The sequence below is a fragment of the Ignatzschineria rhizosphaerae genome, from assembly GCF_022655595.1.
GTDB lineage: Bacteria > Pseudomonadota > Gammaproteobacteria > Cardiobacteriales > Wohlfahrtiimonadaceae > Ignatzschineria > Ignatzschineria rhizosphaerae.
The window spans coordinates 2,607,501-2,633,281 of record NZ_CP093379.1 but is presented as its reverse complement, the minus strand read 5'-3'; the positions used below and the strand labels follow the sequence as shown (position 1 = coordinate 2,633,281).

Sequence of the window (25,781 nt, the reverse complement as noted above, 5' to 3'; positions counted from 1 at the left end):
AACAGCAATGAACATCTAAAGTATTAGATCGTAATTTCCCCCTTACTGAAAATCACTGCATCACTACTGATAATGACCTGATCTTTTGCTATAGCCACCGTCATCTCTCCTGTACGATCTGAGCATTGAAAGGCCTTCATCACCTCTTTTCCAAGCTTTTTAGACCAATAAGGCGCTAAGAAACTTTGAACAGCTCCCGTTACCGGATCTTCATTCGTCCCAGCCCAGGGCCAAAAATACCGATACTCATAATCATAGGCTTCGACGCTCGATCTTGCCGTTACTAATACGCCATTGATATCCGTTTTAATACTTTTAAGTTTGCCATAGTCAGGGCTTAACAGAGAAAGCATTTTGCTTGCGGCAACTTCTACTAAAATAATATTATGTTCTTGATTATAAAAACAGCTCTCAACTTCACTGATCATGAGCCCTTGCAAAATCTCTTTTGAAATCGAAGAGACTTCTAGAGTTGAAAGCGGGAAACTCATTGCTATTTCCTCTGCCTTTTTAATAATTTCAAGCGTTAATCCTGAATGTGTCTTAAATGTAATATTTCCCGTAATCCCCATTTCAAAAAGCACTTTAGCAGAAGCAAGCGTGGCATGACCACACAGTGGAATCTCCATTTTTGGTGAGAAATAACGTATATGATAAGTGTTTGCCGCAAGTGGTGATACAAATGCCGTTTCAGAAAAACCAAATTCTTTAGCAATCAGTAGCATCTGCGTTTCAGAGAGTGATAACGCTGAATCTAACAGGCAAACAGCTGCAGGATTACCTTTAAATAAGCGCGTTGTAAAAGCATCTACAATAAATGATTGTATCTTCATCTTAAACTGCCGCCACGACTTTTACTTCAACCTTCCAATCACTACACATCAATCCCGCTTGTACGGTGCAACGAACAGGAGCATTATCAGAATCTACCCACTCATCCCATGCACGGTTCATGCCCTCAAAATCAAGGCTGTGAACTAAAAATATTGTCACATCTAGAATTTTAGATTTATCACTGCCCGCCTTTTCTAACAGCTGATCGATATCTTCTAAAGTACTTTTCATCTGTAGATAAATATCGTTATCAATCACAGTAGGGACAGCCGTATAGTAAATGGTATTTTGATGAATCACCGCATCAGACATTCTTGCGGCTTTATTAATTCTTGTAATCATGATCGCTCCTTAAGGTTAATACTGACACTGTTTTTGACGTTGTTTAGGCTCTGCGGCAAACCGGATCTCTTCCGCTTCACTAACAAGCTCTAATAGATCTAAATAATAATGGATATAGTGCTGCTTAATTGATTGATATGCCGTATCGACCTGCTCGGATAACAGCGTTCTAATCTCAAACTCTAAATCATCTAATAATTCAGGATCATCTTCGCACATATCACACCAAAGAATAAACTCTTCTTCAAGCTGCTTAAGTGGCTCAAGATGCCGTTCTCGCATTCTTGCTAATGAATTTTTATTAAGATTAAAGGCTTTAATCGTCTCTTTTGCTCGCCAATACTGTTCATCTGTTAAACCTGATTTTGCGGAAATCCGGCCATTTTTATAATAACGAAAATATTCTCTAGGATCGTCTTGATCAGGCTTAATCAACAGCTCATGATTCACTTGATGAGGATTTCGAGCACTATCTTTAAAAATGCCACAGGTAAACTCATTGTTGCAAGAGCCAAATAAATTCTTCCACTCAAAGGTTAAACCTTCATACTTAGAGCGTGGATAAAGGTGCTCAATATGGCTATCTTCTTTCGTAAAGGTGCTTTCACAATAAGCACACAGCATAAACTGCATCTCATTGAGTTTATCCCAAATTTGCCGGCGATCACCACCTCGTAACCGTTCCCAATTTGTCGCGCCATTTGCTTGAGCTCTTGCGATACATTTAGGGGGATCTTTTGGTCTTGTTAACTTTCTCATTAACGCCTCCTATGGATCATCCTTTTTTCGACTCTCTCGCTTCGACCTTAATCGATTTTTAATCCCTTGCAACTTCTTCTGATGTCGAATCTTTTCCATTTCGATGCTCTTTTCACCAAAATGCTTCTCTAGTAACTGATAGAGTAGTTGTCCCTCTTCGGTATCATCTAAGCCATTTTCGATTAGTTTCTCAAGCTGTTGATATTGCTGATGTTCTAAAACATCGGGAACTTCAGCAATATTTAAAATTCGTAATAAAATATTATCTGCAGATAATCCTCTTGTTTGAAAACTCGGCGCATGAACCTTCACACGATTTGTTTTAAAGTCATTCTTTAAAAAACGAATCTGATCCTTATGCACGGTTGAGATCACTTGCGGACTGTGTGTCGTGATAATAAATTGCATATTGGGGAAAATATTAAGTAGAGAATCGATGATCGTCTGTTGCCAAGTGGGATGAAGATGAAGCTCAATCTCATCAATAATCACCACGCCTGGACTTTTACGGGGGTCTTCTAAATGAGGATTTAAAATCTCTAATCGGGATAATAGATCTGCCACCATAAATAAAACAGAGCGCTGACCATGAGAGAGATACTGAATATCATGAAGCTCACCATAGATATCTAAGACCACGCGATCTTTCCCAGTAGAGCGATCTACAAAAATACCTGATGCATTAGGGATCAATATCTTTACCGTATCATTAACGAGTTTTTTTAGCTTTTCAGCAGTCGAATGTGGCCGGCATTTTAATGCCGCGATTTTCTCATCAGTATCCACTAACTTTTGCTGAATCCCGCTTAGGGCATCTTCTAGTAGGGATCTTTTAACAACATCTGCATTTTTCTCTTGATTTAAAAACTCATCTAAAGTTCCCGTTAAAAGAGATCTAAACTGCTCTAAATCTCGAAGTTCAGTGCCTGCTTCTTGGCTCGAAAGATTCTCTAAAGTAACAAACCATTCAATCATATCGGAAATACGAATTTTTTCCTCTAAGGCATGATCATAAGCACTAGCACGATTAAGATGGATTTTTCGCGCACCGCGAACAAAATTAGGGCGATTAACGCTATAGAAGATAAAGAGTGGTAACGTCACCTCACAGCCATTAGCAGTAATACACTCTCGAATCACTGCGCCATAATTTCTAAGCTCGGATAGATCAGACTTTTGCTCCTCTGCGCCATCTTGTAAGCTATGCGCTAAGGAATAATGAATTTTATTATGATCATCTAACTGCAAATCTATTAAAATTTTTGCATCAATTTGGCCACTTTTAATATCATTATCTGTAATCTCAATACCATCAATATTCTCACGTCTAATTGCACTTAGCACCCAAGATAACGCCTTTGTTAAGCTTTCACAGATCGTTGTCTTTCCTGTTGCATTTTCCCCAATTAATACGGTTAATCGCTCATCAAATTTTAAGTTAAGATGATCAAGACGGCGGATATTATGCAATCCAAGACTCTCAACCTTAAAAGAGGCATGATTCAAAATTGTTTCACAGCGTCCAAAAGCAGCTTTCGCTTTTTGAAAATTTTCATCTTCTAACAATGATTCACTATCAGTAATATCAACACATTTAAAGTAATCTTCCGCCTCTCGATAATTTTTTAATAATGAAAATTCATCTTGTCCATCAAGTTTTTCAGAAGATTTCTGCGATTGTTCTTTATGACTCATAGCGCCTCCCTAAAATGTGAGATTGATCCTTTCAATGTACCATGAATCAACGCAGAGCAGTATATTCCTAAGAATATAGGCGCACCTAACTAAAAAATAATAAAATGGTGCGCCGCATTTAAAACATCATATACTTCAATAAAATTCTGAATATTCCTTAAAATTAAAACTAAGGCCGCTCGCCACTGTTTAAACGGCGCTCAATATCCAAAATAACTGTAGGCAGATCCGCTATCGTATCAATCACATAATGCGCACCTGCTTTAGTGAGCTTTTCTACAGCAACCTTTTTACGCTCATCCACTTCAGCTTGCGTCATCGCACGATACTCATCGTACGTTGCACCAAACTCATTTCCTGATACAGAAATTCCTACTGTCCACATACCTGCGTTAATGCCTTCATGCATCCCAGCAACCGCATCATCGACTTTGATGCAGTGCGCCACATTCATAACACCTAGCTCTATGACATTTTTTAGTGCCATCCAAGGCCCAGGGCGAGAACCAACAGCAATTTCATCGCTGGCAACAACGCAATCAGGCTTATAGCCATAGCCTTCTGCTGCCGGCACTAATGCAGCCATTACAGGCGTTGGGTACCCTGAACACGAGCCAATTTTTATCCCATTTTCTCTTAAGGAAGCCATAAGCTCAATAACGCCATCTAAAGGTTCTGCAAAATTGACAACCGCCTCAATTTGCAGCGGCATAAAAGTATCATAAATCTCTTTTACCTCTTTCTCTGTGGGCTCTACCCCAAACTGAGCGAACCATCTTGCCTTAATTTTAGGATCTTGTAGTAAGGTGCGAATATGATCAATTTTCCCCATACCCATCGGCCCACGAGATTCTGCCAATGTAATCTCAAAATCATAGGCCCGCTTAAAAGCATCGACAAAAATTTGTGTCGGTGCAAAAGAGCCAAAATCGACGGTGGTTCCCGCCCAATCAAAAATAACCGCTTCAATCTTTTTCATGATCTATTCCTTACTCATTCACTATCTTCTATTGATTTAAATTGGGCTAAAAACCCTTTGAAATTACCTTGAACACCTTAAAAGTACCTCGTAGGGATTTATTTCTTCATTTGCTTTTGAAATAGCTGTTGTAAAACATTGCTATCTCCTAAGAAGTTTTGTCCTCTCTCTCCCGATAAGGCCTCTGTTACAAGAGATTCCCACTCCCTTTGATCATAGCCATAATCTTGCGGTTGTATTTGTACACCTAATTCCGAAATCCATGCCCCAAGCTTCTTAGAAGCCTCTACTAAATCTGCCCCAAAAACTCTTCGTAAATCTTGAGCAACCGCCCCTTCACTTTCTGCAAAGGAGCGAAGAATCATCGGCAATGTAAAAGAGCAAGCAATGCCGTGAGGAATATTCTTATCTAAAGTAATGCCATAAGAGATATTGTGCGCAATGGAAGTCTTTGTATTAGAAAATGCTAGCCCAGCCTGTAAAGAACCTAACATCATCTTCTCCCGTAACTCTCTATTTTGAAGATCATTCACTAAGGCTGGAAGAGTCTGCAAAATAAGCTCTATCGCACTTTTTGCAAATTGCAAAGAGATCGGATTACGGTTTTTATTCCAAATACTTTCCATCGCATGCGATAACGCATCAAGTCCTGTTTGAATCGTTATAGATTGTGGGAGTGCTTGCGTTAAATCAGGATCACAAAGTGCAGCTTCAGGATAGAGCTTTAAGCTACTTAAGGAATATTTTGTGCCCCTCTCTTTATCCCACAGTGTCGCCCATGAAGTCACTTCGCTACCGGTTCCTGTTGTTGTCGGGATTGCAATTATTGAAAGGGCTGATTCTATAGGCTGCTTATGATAAAGAATATCTTGCACAATTTTAGGATGACTTCCCGCTACCGCTAATGCTTTTGCTGTATCGATCACAGAACCACCGCCAAGCGCAATGAGTACCTCAACCTGTGATTCATAAGGTTCAAAAGCGGCACAAATTTCGGCTAAATCTGCTATGTCAGGGTTTTCATAGACTTGATTCAAAACTACCGCACAACCTTTCGCTTCAGCTTTAATCTGCGATGCAAGCTCGTCAAAATAAGAATGATCATATGTCACAATTGCGTAACATCGACCTTGTAAAATAGAGGTTATCTCTTCAAGTTTTCCATTACCAAAATAAATTTTGACAGGGTTATGAAATTGCCACACCTAAAATCACCTCTCGTTAACCTATAAATATACTAATAAATGCCTCTATGAATGTGATTAGGATAACGAATCATTATTACAACGAAATGACAGCAAAATACGAATGAAGATGATGTTAGATAGAAAAAAACGAAGTTCAATTCCACACCATCTTGCATTATTTCTAAATTAGGAGAACCTTTTAATGCGTTACACCCAATTAAGATCTTTCTATGCCGTTGCAAAACTTGGAAGCTTTGCGAAAGCTGCAGATTACTTACATATCTCACAACCGACGATTACAGCGCAAGTCAAAGAGCTTGAAGAGCAATATAATGTCTGTCTTTTTTACAGAAAACGTAATAACAATACGCTCACTAATGTCGGTAAACAACTCTTTGAGCAAGTGAAAATGCTCTTCTCTTTAGAGGAGAAGACACGCAAAATGTTAATCGCCAATGGCAATCTTACAATGGGAACGCTCACCTTTGGTGCAGTTAGTCCTGCTGCTGCCATGCCCATTATTGAACAATTTCATAAACAGTATCCCCAAATTGATATCCAGCTTATTCCTGGTAGTTCAAGTAGTATTATGGAAGGAATCTTAAATGGAGAGTTAGATGTCGCCATTTTAGCAACCGATGAAAAGCATCCTGATCTATACTCCATTCATATTACCGAGCAACCTATCGTTTTAGTCGTCCCTAACCACCTTCCTCTAGCAAAAAAGGAGAGCATTTTACTTAAAGATATTACGGATATTCCGCTTATCCACCGAGATCGTGGCTCAAGTACCCGTAAGATTCTTGAAAAAGCGCTATTAAAACAGAAAGTTGCCCCCAAAACGACTTTAGAAGTAGCTAGTAGAGAAGGAGCTAGAGAAGCAAGTATCTCCGGCCTTGGCGTAAGCTATGTCGGGCTTCATGAATTTCAGCCACACCCTAATATTTCATTAGTCAAAGTAAAGGATACGGAACTTGTTTCAAAATCCTATCTAATCTACTCTAAAGAGATGGCAAATCTTCCTATGGTGAAAGCGGTTGTTGCAATTATTACGCAGAGAAAACAACATAAAAAAAAAGCCCATCTAATGATGGGCTAAAAAGTGAGGAAGAAATCGATTAAAATCTTCCTGGAGTCACTCAGTATTTTGTAGAAGTCTTCACGAAGATTGTTATCTAAATGAGTCTTTTACAATTAATATCCCTTATTTCGAATAGAGAAATTTAAAAATCATGGCGCATACCAATAAGTAGGCGATTATTTTTTAGGTCTTGCTTGTGGTAATAGCGATTTGTTGTGTTCGTGAAGGATTGCTTCACTGTCATCGCTTCATACTCCGCCCAAACCTTAGTTCGCTGACTAAATTTATGCTCTACACCAACTGCCCAAATATTGAGTTTATTCTCTTCCCGCCTATTTTGATGAAACAGGCCATTACTCTCCTTCTTCTTCGCATTACCATAAGAGATAGAGCCATAAACTTTCGTCATTAATGATTCATCAATAAGATAAAATGCCGTCAAGTCAACCCCGTAAGCAGTATGTTTATAGCCTCCTGGGGTTAAATTTAGCCCACGAACGTTTGCCCAATAGTTCTGGCTTCGCTCATTTCCAACACCAAAGGTAGCAAGCCCCTTCGTTTCCCCAACCGCGCCATAAAGGTTAACTCCCCATTGTGGTGTAACATAACCCACGCTTAACCCCCAAACGTGCGCAGCCTTTGCCCCTGGCTTTTCCGTATTTCCTGAAATATAACCCGCTTTTATATAAGCACCAGAATCATGGAAGTAATTGAGATTGGCTGTAAAAAGATCTACATCTCGTCGTTTATTAAAGATGTAATCTGGCTGGTCTGATTTTTGCGACATAATTACCGCAACATCAAAGTTAAATCCATTCCATGATGGTGATGTATAAAGTAAGGCGTGTCCGACTCTAAACATCATGGAACTATTAAAGTTATTAATGCTACCCATTGATCCTTGAAAGAGATCTCCCGTTGCACTCATTGATGCAGCATTCCAGTTGGCATTACTTAAAGATGTGACTGTTTTGACTTGTAACATCTGCTTAAAAGGGTTCTCAATCTTCCCAACAGTCAATGCTCCATACCCATTTTTTAGCGTTAAATACCCTAAACGCTGATTAAAGGTGCTAGTTTCATCGTTCGTTGCCGCATTAAATCCCCACTCTAAATGATAGATCAAGGTAAAAGCTTCTAACTCTTCTTGCCCAATGAGCCCCAATCTTGAGCCTTGGTCCTTCATTCCCGATACCCGAGGTCCTTTATTAATCACATTACCATTACTATCAAACTTCCAAGCGGCAGGGTGAGTCCCATTTGCCCGGCTATTTTCAAGGCTTAATCGAATCTGTCCGTATATTTCTGTTTGTGCAGAAGCAATACCTATCGATCCCATTATTACAGTAGTCCCTAATACTAAAGGCAATAAAAGCCTTCCCCTTTTTTGTATATTTGTTGTCATAGAACAACTCCTCCCTAGTAAACCTATGGGCAGCTTCTCTTTTTATTTTTGGATGCTTTACCCATATCTACCGTTTTCTATCAATACGCAGACCTGCCTTGTGACCCCGAACTTTAATAAAGTTTCTTTTGTGGTGGCCCTGCGAAGTTAAGTGGACCTATTGCTGTCATATCAACTTCTACAACCGTCGGTCCTTCAATCTCGATCGCTTTTTTAATGACGTCTTTAAATTCATCAATTGAGCGGGCGAGGAAACTGATGCACCCCATAGATTCTCCAAGTTTTTGATAACTTGGTGTATGGAGCTCGTTATAATATTGTCTACCACCAAAATAGTTATTTTGAATCCCTCTCATCACACCATATCCTTGGTCATTCATGACAAGTAATACCATATTGGTTTTCTCTTGCACCATCGTGGCAATCTCACCGATGCCGAGCATTAAGCCACCATCGCCCACGAGTGAAACCACTTTTTTATCACGATTTGCAATCGAGGTACCAATACCATGAGCAAGCCCCAAACCTATTGCTCCAGCAAGTGAGTGAATATTTTGTAAAGGTTTCTGTACAGGAAATAATCGACTCCCCCAAGTACTTCCTGACATCGTAATATCTCGCACTAAAATACCATCTTGTGGTAGCGCCTCTCTGAGTGCAAAACAGAGCTCTGCGTAAGGACCTAACTGCTTTGTTAATGCTTCAACAGCAGCATCTTTCGCCGCAATAATCAAATGATCATAATCAACATCGACCTTAGTGCTATTTCCTAATTTTTCTACTAAATAGGCTAATGATTCTTTCGCATCAGCGCATATAAAGTGCTTCACCGCATAGTTACGCTGCTGCGCTACAGGATTTGCATCAATTTGTATCAAATTCTCAGGGAAAACGACACTATAGGTTTTAGTCTCATTACTTCGTAACCGTGATCCTACAACCATCGCAAGATCTGCATTTTTAATAAGTGCTTCCACCTTTTCAGAGTTATGAAATGCCCCTAAACTACGAGGATGATTATCGGCTAAAAGACCTCTCGCATGGGTGGAAGAAACAACAGGAATACCTAAATCTGCAAGTTTTTTGATCTCGCTACCAGCCTCTAAACAGCCCCCACCAATCCATAAAATAGGGCGCTTTGCCGACTTTAACGACTCTGCCAAAGTATCTAATGCTTCCGTATCTAGCCGTGGTAATTGCAACGCATTAACAGGGTAAAGCTCTTTTGGTAATTCTATCTCAGTCGCTTGAACATCTATAGGGATTTCAACACTTACAGGCCCCATCGGTACCGTTTGCGCAACACGAATCGCTTCTCGCATAATACCTATCGCATTTTCAGGACTCATAATACGAAATGCAGCTTTGCTCGAGGCTTTTAAAAAAGTGAGTTGATCTTTCGCTTCATGAATAAAGCTCGCATCACGATCTAAGTACTCACGTTCCACTTGCCCTGTAATGTGAAGTACTGGGCTTGCTGCATTACAGGCTTCAATCAATGAGCCCACAGCATTTCCCGCCCCAGCCCCGGTACTTGTAAGTGCAACGCCTAAACCTTTAAAGCGCGCATGAGCATCTGCCATCGTTAAACATCCTGATTCTCCGCGAGCACATACAAAATCAATCTTCTCTCGGCGCCCTATTGCATCGGCAATCGGTAAGTTATGAATCGAAATAACACCATAAACATTCTCAACACCATGCGCTTCAAGCAAACGTACAATTGCTTCTCCCACAGTTACTTTCATATATTTCCTCCTGCTTTGTTGATGATCGTTGTTATAACTTTTTAAACCCCATCACCAACTAGTCTCTATTTATTATTGAATTACTTCAGAGGAGTCCCGTTAACATGACGAAACTCCCATCTATCTATTTTTGACTAATCACACCAAGGATTCGGTGTATCATCCATACCAAAGAAAACACTCTTTTGCTGCATATAAGAAAGAATGCCTAAACGCCCTTTCTCGCGCCCAATCCCACTCTCCTTATACCCCCCAAATGGAGTGGAAATAGAGAACTTCTTATAGGTATTGACCCAAATAGTACCGGCTTCTAAAGCTCTTGCTAATTGCCATGCTTTGCGGTAACTCTCCGTCCAAATGCCGGCTGAAAGCCCATAAACGCTATCATTTGCTTCTTTGATTAAAGCCTCTTCATTATCAAAAGGCATCACAACTAATACAGGACCAAAGATCTCTTCTTGACAGACTGAATCGCTATTTTTTAACCCCGTAATTACGGTCGGCGCATAATAACTACCCTTTACCAAATCACCCTCTATTAAGCGTTTACCACCAACTTCAATCTTGCCACCTTCTACCAGAGCTTGCTGCACATATCGATCAATGCTTAAAAGGTGCTGTTCACTAATCACAGGCCCTACTTGTGTCTGAGGATCTTCAGGATGCCCCACACGAAGTTTTGCCGTTTTAGCTACTAATTTACTAACAAATGCATCGTAAAGAGAGACATGCACAAATAAGCGAGATCCAGCAATACACGCTTGCCCAGCTGAACTGAAAATCCCATAAATCACCCCATTAACCGCTAAATCAATATCGGCATCTTCTAAAACAATTGTCGGTGATTTCCCGCCAAGCTCCAGCGAGGTTGTAATAAGTCTCTCTGCAGCAACATGCGCTAATGCTCGCCCTGTATTCGTCCCTCCTGTAAAGGAGATCTTGCGAACCAAAGGGTGATTCACAATCGCATTCCCAATAACAGAACCTCGTCCTGGCAAAACACTTAAAATTCCTTTTGGCAACCCTGCTTCTTCAAATCGTTTAGCAATTTCTAATGCAATCAAAGAGGTTGCTTCGGCTGGCTTTAAAATGACAGCATTCCCCCCTGCAAGCGCAGGTATTAACTTTTGAACTTCAGAGGCTATTGGTGAATTCCACGGCGTTATTGCCGCAATAACCCCTAACGGCTCATAAAGACTTAATGTTAAAGCATCATGCATTCGTTGATTAGTAAGCTCGTTATCCATTGTTTCTAGGGTCGAAGCAACATAACGCGTCGTTGCAATAGCACTTGCTACAAGTCCCCGAGTTTCATAAAGCGGTTTACCATTATCGCGTGTTTGTAACTTCGCTAACGCTTCCCGATCTCGATCCAAAATATCAGCAAACTTAAAAAATATACGCGCACGCTCTGTGGGTAAGAGATTTCGCCAAGAAGGCGCTCGCCATGCTATATCTGCTTTTTCAATCGCTTCATTTACATCGTCTAAACTCGCTGTTGAAAATTCTGCATTTAAACTCCTATCGGCAGGAAAAAAACTTTGAGAAGTTTCCCCTCGCCCTTGCTGCCAATCCCCTGCTAAAAATAGTTCTTTTACCATGATCTACTCACTCTTTTATCATTATGGATCACTGATCTTTTTAAATTTCGTGTTTTTTTGTATTTAAACAATTAAGCTGTCATCTAATTGATTACAAAATCGTGCCACACTTAAAGCCGCCAGCATTGATGTTTTAGGGTTATTCTCTAGTGGGACACCTCGCATCACAATCTCCATCTCCCCAAAAACACCTTTTGCCAAAATCTTGTGTTGGTTACAGTTCATTGAGGGATCTGCAATTAGTTCCACCTTAGTTTCTTCCATACCAATACCTGCCAGCGCCAGTGTTGCGGCCACATTGGCATTGGCGGGAAATAAGGTTGCAGCTTCACGTGCATTGCCTTTAAAAAAGGTTGTTGCCTCAGTAATGGCATCTAAATCAACCAACTGTTCTGCATGACTTCCTTTCCAACTACGAGGATTTTTACGCCCCTGATAAATCACGGCATCTAATCCCGCCACTTTAGCGGATGCTAAACCATCAACACCAGCAATCGCTCCCGATAGAACATGAACACGAGCCCCATATTTTTTGGCTTCTTCTCGTACTTTCTCTGTAAATTCACTATCTGCAAAAGTTCCAACAGAGATCACGCCAATATCTAAACCTTTTTCAATCAAATCAAAAATATGTGCCCGAAGCCCTGCTTGCCCAGCCATCTCAATCACTCGATCTGGCACTCCTGTAATTTGCGAGACCTGACTTACAACTTCTACATCAGAACCGACAAGCTTTCTTGTACTTTCAATATCTTGTGGCATCACAACAACCCAGCCTAATTTCACATCTAATGGTAATTTAGGAAGTACCGTTTGCGCCATTGCACCATAACCGATGACCATAATTTTTTTCATTATTCTTTCCTCCACTTTTATCTCACCAAGAAATGATGACTTCCCGCTTATCACTCTTAAATCTCACGACTAAATCCACCTGAAACATCCACCACAGATCCCGTGGTGTAAGAGGAGAGTGGTGATGCTAAAAATACCAAGGCTTGCGCTGCTTCGTGGGCATATCCTAAACGCCCAAGTGGTATTCCTCGTTCTTTAGCAATTCCTCGAATCCACTCATCCCAACCTTTCGATTGATCCGATCGGTTCTCAAAACGCCGGCGCCATTGTCCTGATTCCACCATCCCAATAAGAATAGAGTTCACTCTAATCCCCTCTTGCGCAAATTCTTGTGACAAGGTTTTGCTAAGATTGAGTAAACCCGCTCTTGCTGCAGAAGTTGCCACCATATGTCTCTCTGGCTTTAATGCGAGTAAAGAGTTCACATTTACAATACTCGCAATACTCGATTTTTGTAGATAAGGCCGCGCAGCCTTAATGGGATTTAATACCCCAAAATATTTGAGCGTAACTTCGCTTAGCCACTCCTCATCTTGGGTGTTATCAAAATCTGCAACCTTGCCTTGCCCGGCATTATTAATCAACATATCGATCCCCTCAAAATGGGAAGCAACCTTACCAATAAAGGCATCTATCGAGGATTTATCTAAGACATCAGCTGATTGGATCAACATATTCTCATGTGGATAGAGCGTACTTAACTGATCTAATGATTCTCGTAAACGCTCCTCACTTCGACCACACCAAGCAACTTTCGCGCCTTCTTTTAAAAGAAGTTTCACTGTTTCAAGCCCAATACCAGAAGATCCTCCTGTCACTATGGCAACTCTATTTTTTACCCCAAAACTCATATAAACCTCCTATCGATTAAGCTTGTTAGACACTTTGCCAACATCTCTCGCCTCAATATGGCGACCACTATTTAAACAGCGTTTTTCTAAAATAGTTTGGCGCATCGATATAAGCTAAATGCCCTGCATTAGGGACTTCATGTAATACTATTTTTTTGAATTTCTCTTGAAGATCAAACATCCCTTTTGGCGGTGTAATGCCATCTTCTTCACCATAATAAAGATCTATCTCACAACCGACATCAGGCAAACTTTGATCGATCTGATCATATGCAAGAAGATGGGATGCATTCGTAAATCCTTGCGGTGTTAACCCTTTTGAGACAGTTCTAACAATCTCCATATTCTCATCTGTTGGAACTCCTAAAAGAAAAGGGCCTCTCTCATTTGCCATCCCAATATTGCCAAGCTTTGCTAATAGCTTCGGGCGGCGTTCATAAATCTCTAATTTAGTCGCAGCACCTTCATGCATATAACCTTGCGCAGCACAAATTAAAACTAACTGTGAAACCCGCTCAGGATATTGAGCCGCAAAAGCTGCTGCCATCATTGCTCCGAGAGAATGTCCTACTAGGATAAATTTATCCACTTTAAGTTCATCCACAAATGCTAAGAGCCTTTTTGCATAATCTATGCCAATGGCCGTCGGATTCTCAAGGAGTATACTTTCACCATAACCAGGAGCATTCCAAGCAATTAAATGATGAGAGATGGTTGAGTCTTGTAATTGCTTAATCCAAGAAAAAGCCCCAGAACTAATCCCATGAAGAAGAACGAAGACCTTGCCCTCACCTTTTTTCTCGAGGTATTCAATCCCACTTTTTCTCGCAAATTGATAATCTATCACCTGACTCATACTTTCCCCTTTTACACGTTATACTTCCCTAATCTCTAGTGAGTGGAATCACACCGTTTAATCAATCTCTCTTAAACGGTGATTCATCCATTCCTCATCTATTTCTTTTTATTTCCAACGAGCTTTTTGATTAATTACGTTTTACTTTTGATAATGGGTGATCATCAGGATACGTTGGTATTTGGGGTTTTGATGTACCTAACATCACGCACATCAATGCATCTTCTTGCGTATAATTATAAAGACCACGATAGATACCTGGGGGAATAGAAATTAGGTCACGCTCTTTTAAAATCAGCTCTGCTTTCTCTCCGTTATCTTCTAAAAAAAGTTTGATCGAACCACGAAGTAAGAAAAATACCTCTTCAACATCATCATGAAGATGGAGCGGCCCTTCGCATTGCGCTGGTAATACCATTGTTGAAAAAGTAAAATTTTCAGCAGGGACCGTATTAGTATCAGCTGAGATACCAGTTGCACCTGTTCCCATATAACGCATCTGAGCACGGCGATATTTTGGATCATAATCCGCTTGAAATTTAAGAGCGTCAAAATCATATTTACGATCTTCTAAACGCGCCACTCGCGAACCTGTGATCCACTCCTCTAAAGTTTTTCCTTCTGGACGCTTCCAAGTTTCAAATTCTCTAGACATAATATTCTCCTTTATGTGTAAAACTCTGCCCTCAAATAGGCTTATGAGTCTTGTAATATCATGAATCACTTCATGAGTTTTATGATAATGTTTGCAGGTTATATCTCACTTAATCACGATAACCTTCAACAGATTAAAACACCCTTACCTCATCCTTAATATCGACGAATTAAGGGAACTAAAATCAACGAACCAACAATAGCGACTAATGCGAGGAAGATAATACCGGTATCAAAGTCCCCTGTTGCCATCACAATGTAAGCTATTAATACAGGGACAATCGCACTGGCAAAGTTTGCAAGCCCATTAAAAATCCCACCGGCAGTTGTGGCGACCTCTTTCTCACTAACTCTTGAAAGAAGTGCGAATACTGCTGATACACAAATTCCCCACATCATTGAGCTAATCGTCATCATGGTAATTACCATCACATTACTCGTCACCAACACCATGAGATACATGGCAATTCCCGCTCCTAATAGCCCAATAAATACTTGTGGTGCTCTGCGAACGGTAAAGCGATCTGAGAAAAGCGCCCCACCAATCTCCCCAATTAGCATTCCGATAAAAGGAATCATTGAAAGCGTGCCAAACTCTTTAAGATTAAAGCCCTTCTCCTCCATTAAATAGGTAGGAATCCAGCTATTTAAGCCCCAGAGATAAGTCATTAATGCAATATTAAAGAAACAGACAAGCCAGAAGGCTTTATTACTCATTAATGTACGTAAATTCTCTTTATGATCTGTTTTAACAGCCTTCTTCTGACGACCTGAAACTTCCACTCCTTTTAAACCAAAGTGAACTAATACTGTCGCAACTAAGGTTAATGCTCCCATCACAAAGAATGTCGTATGCCAATCATAATGTGCTAAAACATAAGCTGTAATCGGAAATCCTAATGAAGCACCGATCGGTGTTCCTAAGATAAACATCGTTGAAGCACGAGCTTGCTCTCTATCGCTATAACAGAGTTTTACAATACTGTAACAAAGCGCAAATAGCGGTCCTTCGGCAATTCCTAGTAAAATACGATTGATAAACATCCATTTATAACTGGTGGTAAATCCCATGATAATCATCAAGATTCCCCAGCTCAGTACGGACCAGAAGATCAATTTCTTAGGGCTAAAAATATCTCCTAAGAAACTTAAAAAGACTGATGAAAATCCATAAGAGAGTAAAAAGCTCGTCATTAACCAGCCTAATCGACTCTTATTTTCAGCAGCTCCCATTGTTTCTTGGAAAGTGGGATCTGAGAAAAGTACAGCAATACTAATCTTGTCAAAAAAGGCTAAAACCACACAAATCATCAACACTGTTGCCGGCGTCCAATGCTTCAACAGATTTTTAGGAACTATTGATCCTCTCTCCAATGTAACTTCTGCCATCACTACTCCTCCTTATATTCCATATCAGTGCATTAAAGGCAGTAAAATGAATACTTAGCCTTATTAAATACACCCTCCTAGCAATATACTGATATCAGTACTCTTGGCCTTTTCGGCTCTTTTATTTTGTGACTACAACACTTTTAAGGATTTATGGCTCTCAAACTTGATCAACGTAAACTCATAATATTAAACTCAGGATCTGCTAATAATATAGGGTCTAAAACGCGATCTGCTCGTACCCAACGTTTTGCGATCTGCACCACTCTTGCATCATTCACAGAGACCAAATATTGCAATTTCCCTGCTTGATCAAGATAGAAAAAACTCTTTTGACGCGCCCCAGAATCTCGCACAACAACCGCTGTGTTCTCAATATTCACAGGTGTTCCTAAAATTTGAATATTACAATCGTATTGATCAGACCAGAGCCAAGGAGTTTCTTGATACTTCTCTTTGCTCTCACTATCTAACATTGCTTTTGCAGCAGTAATCCCTTGGTTTTGTGCATTTGCCCATGATTGAATGCAAAATCCTAAATCAGGGTGAATCGCAACATCACCTGCGGCAAAAATATCAGGGTGGGAAGTCTGGCAATAATGGTCAACCACAATGCCATCTCGCACCTCTAATCCTGCATCAACTGCGAGCTCTTTATTAATATGTGCGCCAGCCCCTACCAATACAGCATCAAAAGACTGCCACTCTTGATCATCTCGTAAAATGGTGAGTTGTCCTTGATCTTCAGTTATATCTAACGTTCCACATTCAAAGCAGAGCTCAACACCTTCCTCTTTATGGAGATTTTCAATAAAATGAGAAACTTCACCACTAACACTTCGCGCACATAATCGTTCACCCAATTCTAAAATGGTGATTCTTTTCCCTTTTTTTCGCAAAGATGCAGCGATCTCAAGTCCAATCCAACCACCACCAATAATGGCAATATTATCGATCTTTGGAAGTACCTTTTGTAGCGCTAAACTATCATCTATCGTTCTTAAGGAAAAAAGATTTGGTAGATCTTTCCATGATTCTACGGGGATTCTTGCCTGACTTCCTGTGGCGATAAGTAGCTTATCAAAAGCGATCTTCTGCCCATCATCAAGCATCACATTTTTATTTTCTGAATCAATTTTGATCGCTCTATAAGGTTTATAAAGCGTTAAGTTTAAAGACTCTACAGTTTCTAGTGGGAAGAACTGCAACGCATCATGTGTCATCTCCCCCAGTAATACCTGTTTTGAAAGAGGTGGTCGTTCATAAAAGGTATGTTTTTCATCAGAAATAATGGCAATTACCCCCTCATATCCTTCAGATCTTAGGGTATGGGCTGCCCAAATAGCGGCTTGCCCACCACCAATAATAACGATATTTTTCATGACTCCTCCAGGTACTTCTTCATTGAACCTGTGAATAGTGCGCTTTACGTGTATTGTCACTACCTTTGCTAACACTATTCACTATCTTTTATAGAATATTTATTTATTCACTTGTCTTCGCGTATCATGATCTAAGCCACCATCAATCGCCCACTCTGTAAAGAGTTCTAGAGCATAGTCATATACTCTTGGCGTCCATGCTGGCGTGACATAATCATCATTAGTGTAATACTCAAAAGCGCCTCCTAGTGGTGAATGCACATACCAAAAGTAAGCTGATGACACAGGGTGTCGCCCAGGCCCTATAAACGAATCCCATTTCAAACGGTTCATATTAAGCCCGCCACCGATCACTTCATGGATATCTCGCACCACAAAGGCAACATGGTTTAAGCCTGTGGTCTCTCTATTTGGTAATTTAAGTAAAAAGAGATCATGATGCCAACCTTCAGCCGCACAGCGCATAAATGCTCCACGACCACGATAAGCATCAGACAGATAAAAACCTAATTTGTCCTCATAGAACTTTTGAGTCTTCTCAAGATCAGGGGTAAAGAAAACCACATGACCTATTGATACAGGATCAGCACTTTTATACACAGGACTCGGCTGATTAATTCGATTAATTTGTCCATATTGATTCAGAGGAAGACTCTTAACATCTTCAGCAGGTCTTAAGATCGCCTCTTCAAAAACCAGTGTCATTCCGTTAGGATCCTGGCACTTTACAACACCATTTTTATACTCAAATCCAGGTTCATTCTTAAGATTCTCTGCTAAGCGCTCAATATCTTGCTGACGATTGACCGCCCAAGTCACTTCTCGAAGGGTTGAACCTGCTTCAAAGGCTGGGGGTAAACGCTCATCATTAATATCAAATACATAGACAGCACTACCATTATTTAAAGAATATTTAAGCGTATCTTTAAAATCACTAGCCACTGATTTTAAACCAAAATCAGTGAGATATTTTTGGGATTTTTCAAAATCCTCTACCCCAAATTTTAATGTTTTAATTCCGTTAAGCATCGTTAAAACTCCTAATTAAATACAAACCCACCGTTAACAGGGATATTTTGTCCGGTAACAAAAGATGCTAAATCTGACAACAAATAAAGTGCTGTACCACTAACATCGTCAGGAAGCTGCTCTCGTTGAATCGCGCGGCCCGTGATATATAAGTTGTGCCTCTCTTTTGGCACATATTCTGTTGCTTCTACTAACGTTAAACCTGGCGATAAACTATTAACAGAGATATTAAACTCTCCAAGCTCCCGTGCCATTGAGCGAGTCATAGAGAGAATCGCACCTTTACTGGCAACGTATGCCATCAATTTAGGTGCACCCCATAGCGCTGTATCTGAGGCAATATTGACGACTTTTCCATAACCAGATTTTTTTAAAAAAGGAACCATTGCTTGAGTCATCAACCATGTGCCTTTCACATTCACGGTCATTACCCGATCCCAAAGCTCAGGATCGTAGTCCATCATATCGACCCCACCAACGCCCGTAGCAAGGGCCGCACAATTAATTAATCCATCGACTTTTTGCCAATTAAGCGAAACCCAAGTTGTAACATTATCAATTGATGTTTGAGTGCTTAAATCTGCAGTAATATAAGTCACAGGAAATCCTTCCCCTTGTAACTTCTCCGCCTTTTCTTGTAAAAGGTCCGCCAAAATATCGACCATTAAAATGCTCGCGCCAGCTTTAAGAGCCGCGCAGGCAAAATCATACCCAAGCCCACGCGCAGCACCGGTAATAACAACATTTTTTCCTTGTAATAAAGTTGTCATACCTCTCCTTTTACTCAGCTGGATGAATCGTTGCACCAACAACATCAACGTTCTCTTTACTCTTTTGATACGCCTGATATAGTCCAAACTGATTTTCCGCTGCACGTTTAAACATACGGCGTAAACGAGTAATACCAACATCATGTTGATATAAGAACTCATGATCACGTGCATCTGGCGCTAATAGTTCAAGAACAATTCTATCTTGCTCCAGTACATCCCAATGCAGCCCCTCTAAGTAATTACGATATAGGAAACGCCAAGTATCACGCTCCCAACCTTGAACATTACGGCAACGGAAGAAAAATACTCGAGTATTATCCTTATCTATTGGGGTTGCATATCCAACAATCCAGAAGCTTCCTCCTGGTCCAAATTTTTCTTGATAAGGAATTGAGAGCCGAAGCCAAGCTGCACCCGTTTGCCCATATTCTACCCAGTCAAAATTCACACCTGTTTGCCCTTCTTTTTCAAAAACAAAACCTGTTTTTGTCATTCTAAGGCTCATGTCTGCTTGGCGATCTCCTTGATACATCGAGTGAGATGCTGAGTGAAGATAAGTACCATGCATCGGATCCATTACATTATCTACTGCATATTGGTAATTCACCTTCCAATCTGCCATACAAAGAAAGCTACTCCAATCATCACTTGCAAGTTGCTCTGGGAATATAAGTTCATCTGGCGCTGAATCATCTATACCAAACCAGATAAAGATCGCACCTTGTACTTCTTGAACGTGGTAAGACTTTACACAATCAGCACCCGTCATAGGGCAACTAGCAACGGCCGGCACATCCTCAACAACACCATCAAAACGAACTTCAACACCGTGATACCAACACGCAACTCTATTTCCTAAGTTCCAGCCTAAAGAGAGTCGTGCTCCTCGGTGAGGACAACGATCTTCAAGTGCATGTACCTTTCCATCTTCATCTCGCCAAACAACAATATTATCGCCTAAACGAGTAATTCCTACAGGGCTATCATTTACTTCCCAGCTTGCTAGTACTGGATGCCAAAGATTACGTAATCCGTAATCAAGATACTCTTGTGCATCATTAAAATTTCTCATCGTCATTGTTCTATCCTCCAATAGTTTTATATTTACTAATAGCCTAAACGAGCCATTTCTGCTTTAAAGCTCTCTTCTGTAAATGCATCCCCTGTTTCTAGGAGCATTCCCTGTTCGTTTAAGGCTTTAACCACTTCAGATAGTGATTTAGCGCCACCGGTAAAAGCTTCTATTAAATTATGAGCAAGGCTTAATTCATATTTTGTTGGTGAATGAGAACGGTGCTGCCAAACAATGTGCTCTACTTCACCTGGAATTTGAATATTATTTATTCCTGCATCTGGATTAGGCTTTTTCTCAATCCAGTTTTTTAGTTTAATGTTAAAATCGCTCATGGAATCTCTCCTCCCTTTCGATAAGTCTTATCTATAGATAATTTCTGCAGATAAAACATGGCACTCTATCTATATTTGAGTGTTATAAAATATAATTGAAACTATCCATACTTCTCTTGAGATATAATTTTGAATGGTTACTCTGATTTTTCTAAAGAGATCAGTACTGACTCACCCTCGATCTTTACAGGATAAGTACATAGATTTCGGCAGCCAGGTCCACTTTCTAAATTACCTGTTTCAATATCAAAAATTGCTTCATGAAGAGGACATTCAACTGTGCCATCTTCAACAAAACCTTCCGTTAATAGCGCATAAGCATGTGGACATACATTTTCAATTGCGAAATATTTATTATTCAATTGAAAAATACCAATTTTCGTCTCTGCCACATCTACTGCTTTAGGCATATATTCATCAATATCACTAACCTGACATACTTTAATCCACGCCATATTAAACTTCTCCTCTGCTAAATTCTCTATTGATACCTTTTAGTATTCTTTTTTAATTAGAGAATGATGCTTTTATAATCATTGCTTTTATTATTTTTGTTTTATATACAAAACATTGTTTACTTTGTAAAACATTGATGTCAGAATACAATTAATAAAAGAATGATGTCAAGCCTATTCTTATAATTAACAATCTTTTACAATCTTAAGAATGTATAGACCTATAGGAAACGCACTATGAATCAAGAGAATGATCAAGAAAAATATTTAGTACCAGGGCTCGTAAGAGGTCTTAAAATTTTAGAACTTTTCACGCCAGAACAATCTGAAATGTCGTTAAGTGAAATATCTAGCGCACTAGATATTAACCGTTCAAGTGCTTTTCGGTTAGTTCAAACATTAGAACAATGCGGTTATTTAAATCGCACCCAGCATAAAACTTACACCTTAAATGTAAAAGTATTACAACTTGGCTATACAGCTATTTCTAGTATGGCAGTTCCTAGACATGCCACTGCTGTCATGCAACGCTTAAGAGATATCACAAAGGCAGCTGTACATATTTCAGTGCTCGATGGAATTGATATCGTTTATCTTAATAATATTCAAGCCCCTGGGACTTTTACATCCAATATTAGAATTGGAACAAGATGGCCTGCTTATGCTACTGTCATTGGTCAAATGCTTTTAGGGGCCTTATCTGATGATGAGATCCGTGAGCGTTTTGCAAAAATACCTGAATGGGTGAAATATTCTGAGTCAACAGCTGAAAATATTGAAGAGCTCATTGAAAAAATACATATTGCAAGAGAAAGTAAATACTTAATTAGTTGGAAGAACTTTAAGCCTGATATGATCGCTTGTGCCGTACCAATTATTGGTAGAACCTCACAAAAAATTCAATATGTACTATCTGTAAGCTGCCCTGCAACAAGCTTTACAAATAGAAATGAGTTTATTGAAAAAGTTATTCCTCATGTAATAACTTCAGCACATGAAATCTCTCAAGTTGCGCTAATTTAATACAAAAGCAATCTTACTAATTATTAATATCGTTATTTAAAACAGGTGATTTCTCTGTCACAATATCCTATAAAATAGTCTTTTATAAGAAAAAACTCACAACATAAAGGATGATATTGTGACGATTAATATAAACAATCCCGATTTTATATCGACTTATCTTGCGATTAATGCCGATAAATTTCCGCAAGAATCTTTAATGCTGATTCAGCAAAAAATTGCCTCATTACAACCTGAACAACAACTGAAATTGTCCGAATTATCAATCAAAGACCCACTATTAGCATTACTACTTTCCTTCTTTTTTGGAACTTTTGGGGTTGATCGTTTTTATATTGGTAATTTTTTACTTGGTCTATTAAAGCTGATCACCATTGGTGGTTTTGGAGTCTGGACTATTATCGATTGGTGTATCATGATGAAAACAACTCGTAAACAGAACCTTGAAAAACTCTTAAGCTTCCTAAATAAGCTATAATCAAGATTCATATCTAATCTACAAAGGGATTCCCATGATTATCGTTGTTATCGCCTTTATCGCAATTATCATCTCTCTTGTCTATCTTCTAAGAGAGAAGACTGCTAGCATACGTTTTGGAATCCCCTTAGCCATTATTATCGTGGCAATCATTACCTTCTTTATTTTTCAAAATTATTTATTCCCCTATGATCAACATACACCGATGAGAGCAAGTGAACAGTCACAAATAGGAAAAGAAAAAGCAAGAGAAGCGAGAATGCAAAGCCGTGAAAGACAAAATGAACGTTAAACTAAATATAAAGAATTAAATACCTATAGCATTAAACCTATATCATCTATCAAAGCGCTAACAAAATTAGCCTTTTTGTTTTTTGTTATGCAACAAATAAACTGAGTACCGCAAGTTGCCACGGTTCAGCCTTAAGAAAATTCAAGCATGGCTCTGGCAACGACAAAGTACTACTAACTTCACTGTTCTTTCAGATGCAATCAATCGTGCTTATGATGATTTACCCATCACAGAAGTCAATATCCCAAATTTCTGTTATTTGCATATCGGCAAGAAAACAAACTACTATTTACTAGTTTTTTAGTTGCCGGAGCTCAACTAAGAAAGAAGTTCAAGCGTTACATCGGCAACTTTATAGACTTTCTAACTTCACATCTCTATCAGATTAAATAAGCTGTGCTTATCAAGGTTCAACCATCGCCGGAGTCAATATCTCGCCTCTTTCTGATCTGCATGCCGGCAAGTTAACCAGCATCTATTTATTCTCTTTTTCCTAAATCATCTTAAAGAAGATCTATCGATTGCTCATTATAAAAAGCTAGGTTTTGTTGGTTGCCGTGGCTCATCTAAATACATACGGACTGACGGGAAGAAATTCTCAATAAAACTTTCACAACATTATTAATGTGTCACACACAATAAAACCGTAGCTCTCCTAGTTGCCGCGACTCAGCTGTAAAAGAAGTTTGCACGTTACACCGGCAACTGCAAGATCCCTCTAACTTCACAGCTCTTTCAGAGGAGATTAATGGTACTTATTAAGGCTCACCAATCGCCGGAGTTAATATCCCGTATCTTTCTGATTTGCGTGCCGGCAATAGCATCAGCTTCTATTTTCTTCAGACAAAAGAAAAACCTCTAGCTCATCTGAACTAGAGGTTTCCTATATTAAGCCCTGGGGGTGACCTACTCTCACATGGGATCTCCCACACTACCATCGGCGCTACTACGTTTCACTTCTGAGTTCGGGATGGGATCAGGTGGTACCATAGTGCTATTCTCCCCAGGAAAACTGGTTCGCGCTTGGAGTCTTTTTTATTGTGACTCCACTCACTGAATAAATTTGATTAGTTGGTATTGTAACAGCAAACTTTCGTTTTATTTAAGTTATTTTGTATTCATTTTGAACTTTAGTGAAACAGTCTTTTATCATGTTTCGTATCAAAATTGTCTAAGACCTATTATATGGTCAAGCCTCACGGTCAATTAGTATTGGTAAGCTCAATGCATTACTGCACTTACACACCCAACCTATCAACGTCGTAGTCTTCGACGGACCTTTAGAGGGGTTAAACCCCTAGGGAAATCTAATCTTGAGGAAGGCTTCCCGCTTAGATGCTTTCAGCGGTTATCCCGTCCATATGTAGCTACTGGGCAATGCCATTGGTATGACAACCCAAACACCAGAGATATGTCCACTTCGGTCCTCTCGTACTAGAAGCAGCTCCTCTCAAATTTCCAACGCCCACGGCAGATAGGGACCGAACTGTCTCACGACGTTCTGAACCCAACTCGCGTACCACTTTAAATGGCGAACAGCCATACCCTTGGGACCGACTACAGCCCCAGGATGTGATGAGTCGACATCGAGGTGCCAAACTCCGCCGTCGATATGAACTCTTGGGCGGAATCAGCCTGTTATCCCCGGAGTACCTTTTATCCGTTGAGCGATGGCCTTTCCATACAGAACCACCGGATCACTAAAACCTACTTTCGTACCTGCTCGACGTGTCTGTCTCGCAGTCAAGCACCCTTTTGCTTTTGCACTCAATAGCCCGATTTCCGACCGGGCTGAGGGTACCTTCGTACTCCTCCGTTACTCTTTCGGAGGAGACCGCCCCAGTCAAACTACCTACCATACAATGTCCTTAACCCGGATAACGGGTCTAAGTTAGAATTCCAAAACTTTCAGGGTGGTATTTCAAGGATGGCTCCACTAAAACTAGCGTCTTAGCTTCAAAGCCTCCCACCTATCCTGCACAAAAAGATTCAAAATCCACTGTAAAGCTATAGTAAAGGTTCACGGGGTCTTTCCGTCTTGCCGCGGGTACACCGCATCTTCACGGCGATTTCAATTTCACTGAGTCTCGGGTGGAGACAGCCTGGCCGTCATTGCGCCATTCGTGCAGGTCGGAACTTACCCGACAAGGAATTTCGCTACCTTAGGACCGTTATAGTTACGGCCGCCGTTTACTGGGGCTTCGATCAAGAGCTTCGCTTACGCTAACCCCATCAATTAACCTTCCAGCACCGGGCAGGCGTCAGACCCTATACGTCCACTTTCGTGTTTGCAGAGTCCTGTGTTTTTGATAAACAGTTGCAGCCAGCTTTTCACTGCGACCTTCCTTAGCTTACCGCGTAAAGCGTTCACCATGGAAGGTGTACCTTCTCCCGAAGTTACGGTACGATTTTGCCGAGTTCCTTCACCCGAGTTCTCTCAAGCGCCTTAGAATTCTCATCCCAACCACCAGTGTCGGTTTGGGGTACGGTTCTCATATCACTATAGCTTAGAAGCTTTTCTTGGAAGCATAGCATCAACCACTCCGGAGGTCGTAACCTCCTCGCATTCACATCTCAGCATTAAGATCCCGGATTTGCCTAAGATCTCTGCCTACCTGCTTACACTGGTATACCAATAACCAGCTGGTCTAGCTTTCTCCGTCCCTCCATCGCATGATACGAGAGTTCAGGAATATTAACCTGATT

General features: G+C 40.2%; 24 protein-coding genes and 2 rRNA genes (1 of these 26 only partly in view). 4 read left to right on the top strand and 22 right to left on the bottom strand.

The features are described 5' to 3' along the window. Positions 1-23 precede the first annotated feature (23 nt). The 6 genes from MMG00_RS11880 to MMG00_RS11855 all read right to left on the bottom strand — a co-directional run bounded on the left by MMG00_RS11880 (position 24) and on the right by MMG00_RS11855 (position 5,814). Entirely contained in the window at positions 24-833 is an 810-nt protein-coding gene (locus MMG00_RS11880; RefSeq protein ID WP_242148603.1) for a PhzF family phenazine biosynthesis protein, read from the bottom strand. 1 nt (position 834) lies between these two features. Further along, on the bottom strand, positions 835-1,179 hold the full coding sequence (locus MMG00_RS11875; RefSeq protein ID WP_242153478.1) for a RidA family protein: 345 nt from the start codon (positions 1,177-1,179) through the stop codon (positions 835-837). Between the two features lie 12 nt (positions 1,180-1,191). Further along, on the bottom strand, positions 1,192-1,935 hold the full coding sequence (gene ptuB, locus MMG00_RS11870; RefSeq protein WP_242148601.1) for a retron Ec78 anti-phage system effector HNH endonuclease PtuB: 744 nt from the start codon (positions 1,933-1,935) through the stop codon (positions 1,192-1,194). Between the two features lie 9 nt (positions 1,936-1,944). Then, the gene (ptuA, locus tag MMG00_RS11865) at positions 1,945-3,630 is read right to left on the bottom strand and encodes a retron Ec78 anti-phage system effector ATPase PtuA (RefSeq protein ID WP_242148600.1); all 1,686 of its coding nucleotides are present in this window, start codon (positions 3,628-3,630) and stop codon (positions 1,945-1,947) included. A 169-nt stretch (positions 3,631-3,799) separates the two neighbouring features. Then, the gene (gene phnX, locus MMG00_RS11860) at positions 3,800-4,609 is read right to left on the bottom strand and encodes a phosphonoacetaldehyde hydrolase (RefSeq protein WP_242148597.1); all 810 of its coding nucleotides are present in this window, start codon (positions 4,607-4,609) and stop codon (positions 3,800-3,802) included. A gap of 98 nt (positions 4,610-4,707) precedes the next feature. Further along, entirely contained in the window at positions 4,708-5,814 is a 1,107-nt protein-coding gene (locus MMG00_RS11855) for a phosphonoacetaldehyde reductase (RefSeq protein WP_242148595.1), read from the bottom strand. 184 nt (positions 5,815-5,998) lie between these two features. On the opposite strand from MMG00_RS11855, the gene MMG00_RS11850 reads away from it, so the two are divergent. After that, the gene (locus MMG00_RS11850) at positions 5,999-6,895 is read left to right on the top strand and encodes a LysR substrate-binding domain-containing protein (RefSeq protein WP_242148593.1); all 897 of its coding nucleotides are present in this window, start codon (positions 5,999-6,001) and stop codon (positions 6,893-6,895) included. Between the two features lie 124 nt (positions 6,896-7,019). On the opposite strand, the gene MMG00_RS11845 is transcribed toward MMG00_RS11850, so the two are convergent. From MMG00_RS11845 to MMG00_RS11780, 14 genes are all read right to left on the bottom strand, one after another. Beyond that, positions 7,020-8,282, bottom strand: coding sequence for a porin (locus MMG00_RS11845; RefSeq protein ID WP_242148591.1), 1,263 nt, complete (start codon positions 8,280-8,282; stop codon positions 7,020-7,022). Positions 8,283-8,395: 113 nt separating this feature from the next. Beyond that, on the bottom strand, positions 8,396-10,030 hold the full coding sequence (locus tag MMG00_RS11840; protein WP_242148588.1) for a thiamine pyrophosphate-binding protein: 1,635 nt from the start codon (positions 10,028-10,030) through the stop codon (positions 8,396-8,398). Positions 10,031-10,164: 134 nt separating this feature from the next. Beyond that, positions 10,165-11,631, bottom strand: coding sequence for an aldehyde dehydrogenase (locus MMG00_RS11835; protein ID WP_242148573.1), 1,467 nt, complete (start codon positions 11,629-11,631; stop codon positions 10,165-10,167). Between the two features lie 63 nt (positions 11,632-11,694). Then, on the bottom strand, positions 11,695-12,486 hold the full coding sequence (locus MMG00_RS11830; protein WP_242148571.1) for an aspartate dehydrogenase: 792 nt from the start codon (positions 12,484-12,486) through the stop codon (positions 11,695-11,697). A 56-nt stretch (positions 12,487-12,542) separates the two neighbouring features. Then, positions 12,543-13,337, bottom strand: a complete 795-nt coding sequence (locus MMG00_RS11825) for an SDR family oxidoreductase (protein WP_242148568.1) — start codon at positions 13,335-13,337, stop codon at positions 12,543-12,545. A 67-nt stretch (positions 13,338-13,404) separates the two neighbouring features. Next, on the bottom strand, positions 13,405-14,193 hold the full coding sequence (locus tag MMG00_RS11820; protein ID WP_242148566.1) for an alpha/beta fold hydrolase: 789 nt from the start codon (positions 14,191-14,193) through the stop codon (positions 13,405-13,407). A 130-nt stretch (positions 14,194-14,323) separates the two neighbouring features. Next, on the bottom strand, positions 14,324-14,848 hold the full coding sequence (locus MMG00_RS11815) for a cupin domain-containing protein (RefSeq protein WP_270049306.1): 525 nt from the start codon (positions 14,846-14,848) through the stop codon (positions 14,324-14,326). A 155-nt stretch (positions 14,849-15,003) separates the two neighbouring features. Next, positions 15,004-16,236 (bottom strand): MFS transporter, encoded by a 1,233-nt coding sequence (locus MMG00_RS11810; protein ID WP_242148564.1) that lies wholly within the window; start codon positions 16,234-16,236, stop codon positions 15,004-15,006. Positions 16,237-16,406: 170 nt separating this feature from the next. Next, positions 16,407-17,618: an NAD(P)/FAD-dependent oxidoreductase gene (locus MMG00_RS11805; RefSeq protein WP_242148562.1), complete on the bottom strand. Its 1,212-nt coding sequence runs from the start codon at positions 17,616-17,618 to the stop codon at positions 16,407-16,409. 99 nt (positions 17,619-17,717) lie between these two features. Continuing rightward, complete coding sequence (locus tag MMG00_RS11800) at positions 17,718-18,647, bottom strand: VOC family protein (protein WP_242148561.1); 930 nt, start codon at positions 18,645-18,647, stop codon at positions 17,718-17,720. Between the two features lie 11 nt (positions 18,648-18,658). Further along, positions 18,659-19,417, bottom strand: coding sequence for an SDR family oxidoreductase (locus tag MMG00_RS11795; protein ID WP_242148558.1), 759 nt, complete (start codon positions 19,415-19,417; stop codon positions 18,659-18,661). Positions 19,418-19,427: 10 nt separating this feature from the next. Beyond that, positions 19,428-20,498 carry an aromatic ring-hydroxylating oxygenase subunit alpha gene (locus MMG00_RS11790; protein WP_242148556.1) on the bottom strand — a complete coding sequence of 357 codons (1,071 nt, stop codon included), beginning with the start codon at positions 20,496-20,498 and terminating at the stop codon, positions 19,428-19,430. A gap of 29 nt (positions 20,499-20,527) precedes the next feature. Next, the gene (locus tag MMG00_RS11785) at positions 20,528-20,827 is read right to left on the bottom strand and encodes a recombinase-like helix-turn-helix domain-containing protein (RefSeq protein ID WP_242148554.1); all 300 of its coding nucleotides are present in this window, start codon (positions 20,825-20,827) and stop codon (positions 20,528-20,530) included. A 137-nt stretch (positions 20,828-20,964) separates the two neighbouring features. After that, entirely contained in the window at positions 20,965-21,282 is a 318-nt protein-coding gene (locus tag MMG00_RS11780) for a non-heme iron oxygenase ferredoxin subunit (protein ID WP_242148552.1), read from the bottom strand. A gap of 237 nt (positions 21,283-21,519) precedes the next feature. Here MMG00_RS11780 and MMG00_RS11775 point away from each other — a divergent pair, with 237 nt between their 5' ends. The 3 genes from MMG00_RS11775 (at position 21,520) to MMG00_RS11765 (ending at position 23,075) form a co-directional block, all read left to right on the top strand. Further along, positions 21,520-22,305 carry an IclR family transcriptional regulator gene (locus tag MMG00_RS11775; protein WP_242148551.1) on the top strand — a complete coding sequence of 262 codons (786 nt, stop codon included), beginning with the start codon at positions 21,520-21,522 and terminating at the stop codon, positions 22,303-22,305. 118 nt (positions 22,306-22,423) lie between these two features. Next, complete coding sequence (locus MMG00_RS11770) at positions 22,424-22,783, top strand: TM2 domain-containing protein (protein ID WP_242148549.1); 360 nt, start codon at positions 22,424-22,426, stop codon at positions 22,781-22,783. A 34-nt stretch (positions 22,784-22,817) separates the two neighbouring features. Next, a complete protein-coding gene (locus tag MMG00_RS11765) occupies positions 22,818-23,075 on the top strand; it encodes a hypothetical protein (protein WP_242148547.1) in 258 nt (85 codons plus the stop codon). An 893-nt stretch (positions 23,076-23,968) separates the two neighbouring features. Here the strand turns inward: MMG00_RS11765 and rrf are convergent. Both rrf and MMG00_RS11755 read right to left on the bottom strand, forming a co-directional pair. Further along, positions 23,969-24,083, bottom strand: a 5S ribosomal RNA gene (gene rrf / locus MMG00_RS11760). A gap of 177 nt (positions 24,084-24,260) precedes the next feature. Then, positions 24,261-25,781, bottom strand: a 23S ribosomal RNA gene (locus MMG00_RS11755) (it continues 1,391 nt past the right edge of the window).

What these genes read in the sequence shown, in the direction of transcription:
- MMG00_RS11780 (WP_242148552.1), bottom strand. Translation starts at nt 21,282, where the DNA reads ATGGCGTGGATTAAAGTATGTCAGGTTAGTGATATTGATGAATATATG.
- MMG00_RS11795 (WP_242148558.1), bottom strand. Translation starts at nt 19,417, where the DNA reads ATGACAACTTTATTACAAGGAAAAAATGTTGTTATTACCGGTGCTGCG.
- MMG00_RS11850 (WP_242148593.1), top strand. Translation starts at nt 5,999, where the DNA reads ATGCGTTACACCCAATTAAGATCTTTCTATGCCGTTGCAAAACTTGGA.
- MMG00_RS11835 (WP_242148573.1), bottom strand. Translation starts at nt 11,631, where the DNA reads ATGGTAAAAGAACTATTTTTAGCAGGGGATTGGCAGCAAGGGCGAGGG.
- MMG00_RS11830 (WP_242148571.1), bottom strand. Translation starts at nt 12,486, where the DNA reads ATGAAAAAAATTATGGTCATCGGTTATGGTGCAATGGCGCAAACGGTA.
- MMG00_RS11805 (WP_242148562.1), bottom strand. Translation starts at nt 17,618, where the DNA reads ATGAAAAATATCGTTATTATTGGTGGTGGGCAAGCCGCTATTTGGGCA.
- MMG00_RS11790 (WP_242148556.1), bottom strand. Translation starts at nt 20,498, where the DNA reads ATGACGATGAGAAATTTTAATGATGCACAAGAGTATCTTGATTACGGA.
- ptuA (WP_242148600.1), bottom strand. Translation starts at nt 3,630, where the DNA reads ATGAGTCATAAAGAACAATCGCAGAAATCTTCTGAAAAACTTGATGGA.
- MMG00_RS11775 (WP_242148551.1), top strand. Translation starts at nt 21,520, where the DNA reads ATGAATCAAGAGAATGATCAAGAAAAATATTTAGTACCAGGGCTCGTA.
- MMG00_RS11820 (WP_242148566.1), bottom strand. Translation starts at nt 14,193, where the DNA reads ATGAGTCAGGTGATAGATTATCAATTTGCGAGAAAAAGTGGGATTGAA.
- ptuB (WP_242148601.1), bottom strand. Translation starts at nt 1,935, where the DNA reads ATGAGAAAGTTAACAAGACCAAAAGATCCCCCTAAATGTATCGCAAGA.
- MMG00_RS11845 (WP_242148591.1), bottom strand. Translation starts at nt 8,282, where the DNA reads ATGACAACAAATATACAAAAAAGGGGAAGGCTTTTATTGCCTTTAGTA.
- MMG00_RS11825 (WP_242148568.1), bottom strand. Translation starts at nt 13,337, where the DNA reads ATGAGTTTTGGGGTAAAAAATAGAGTTGCCATAGTGACAGGAGGATCT.
- MMG00_RS11840 (WP_242148588.1), bottom strand. Translation starts at nt 10,030, where the DNA reads ATGAAAGTAACTGTGGGAGAAGCAATTGTACGTTTGCTTGAAGCGCAT.
- MMG00_RS11765 (WP_242148547.1), top strand. Translation starts at nt 22,818, where the DNA reads ATGATTATCGTTGTTATCGCCTTTATCGCAATTATCATCTCTCTTGTC.
- MMG00_RS11800 (WP_242148561.1), bottom strand. Translation starts at nt 18,647, where the DNA reads ATGCTTAACGGAATTAAAACATTAAAATTTGGGGTAGAGGATTTTGAA.
- MMG00_RS11880 (WP_242148603.1), bottom strand. Translation starts at nt 833, where the DNA reads ATGAAGATACAATCATTTATTGTAGATGCTTTTACAACGCGCTTATTT.
- phnX (WP_242148597.1), bottom strand. Translation starts at nt 4,609, where the DNA reads ATGAAAAAGATTGAAGCGGTTATTTTTGATTGGGCGGGAACCACCGTC.
- MMG00_RS11785 (WP_242148554.1), bottom strand. Translation starts at nt 20,827, where the DNA reads ATGAGCGATTTTAACATTAAACTAAAAAACTGGATTGAGAAAAAGCCT.
- MMG00_RS11810 (WP_242148564.1), bottom strand. Translation starts at nt 16,236, where the DNA reads ATGGCAGAAGTTACATTGGAGAGAGGATCAATAGTTCCTAAAAATCTG.
- MMG00_RS11815 (WP_270049306.1), bottom strand. Translation starts at nt 14,848, where the DNA reads ATGTCTAGAGAATTTGAAACTTGGAAGCGTCCAGAAGGAAAAACTTTA.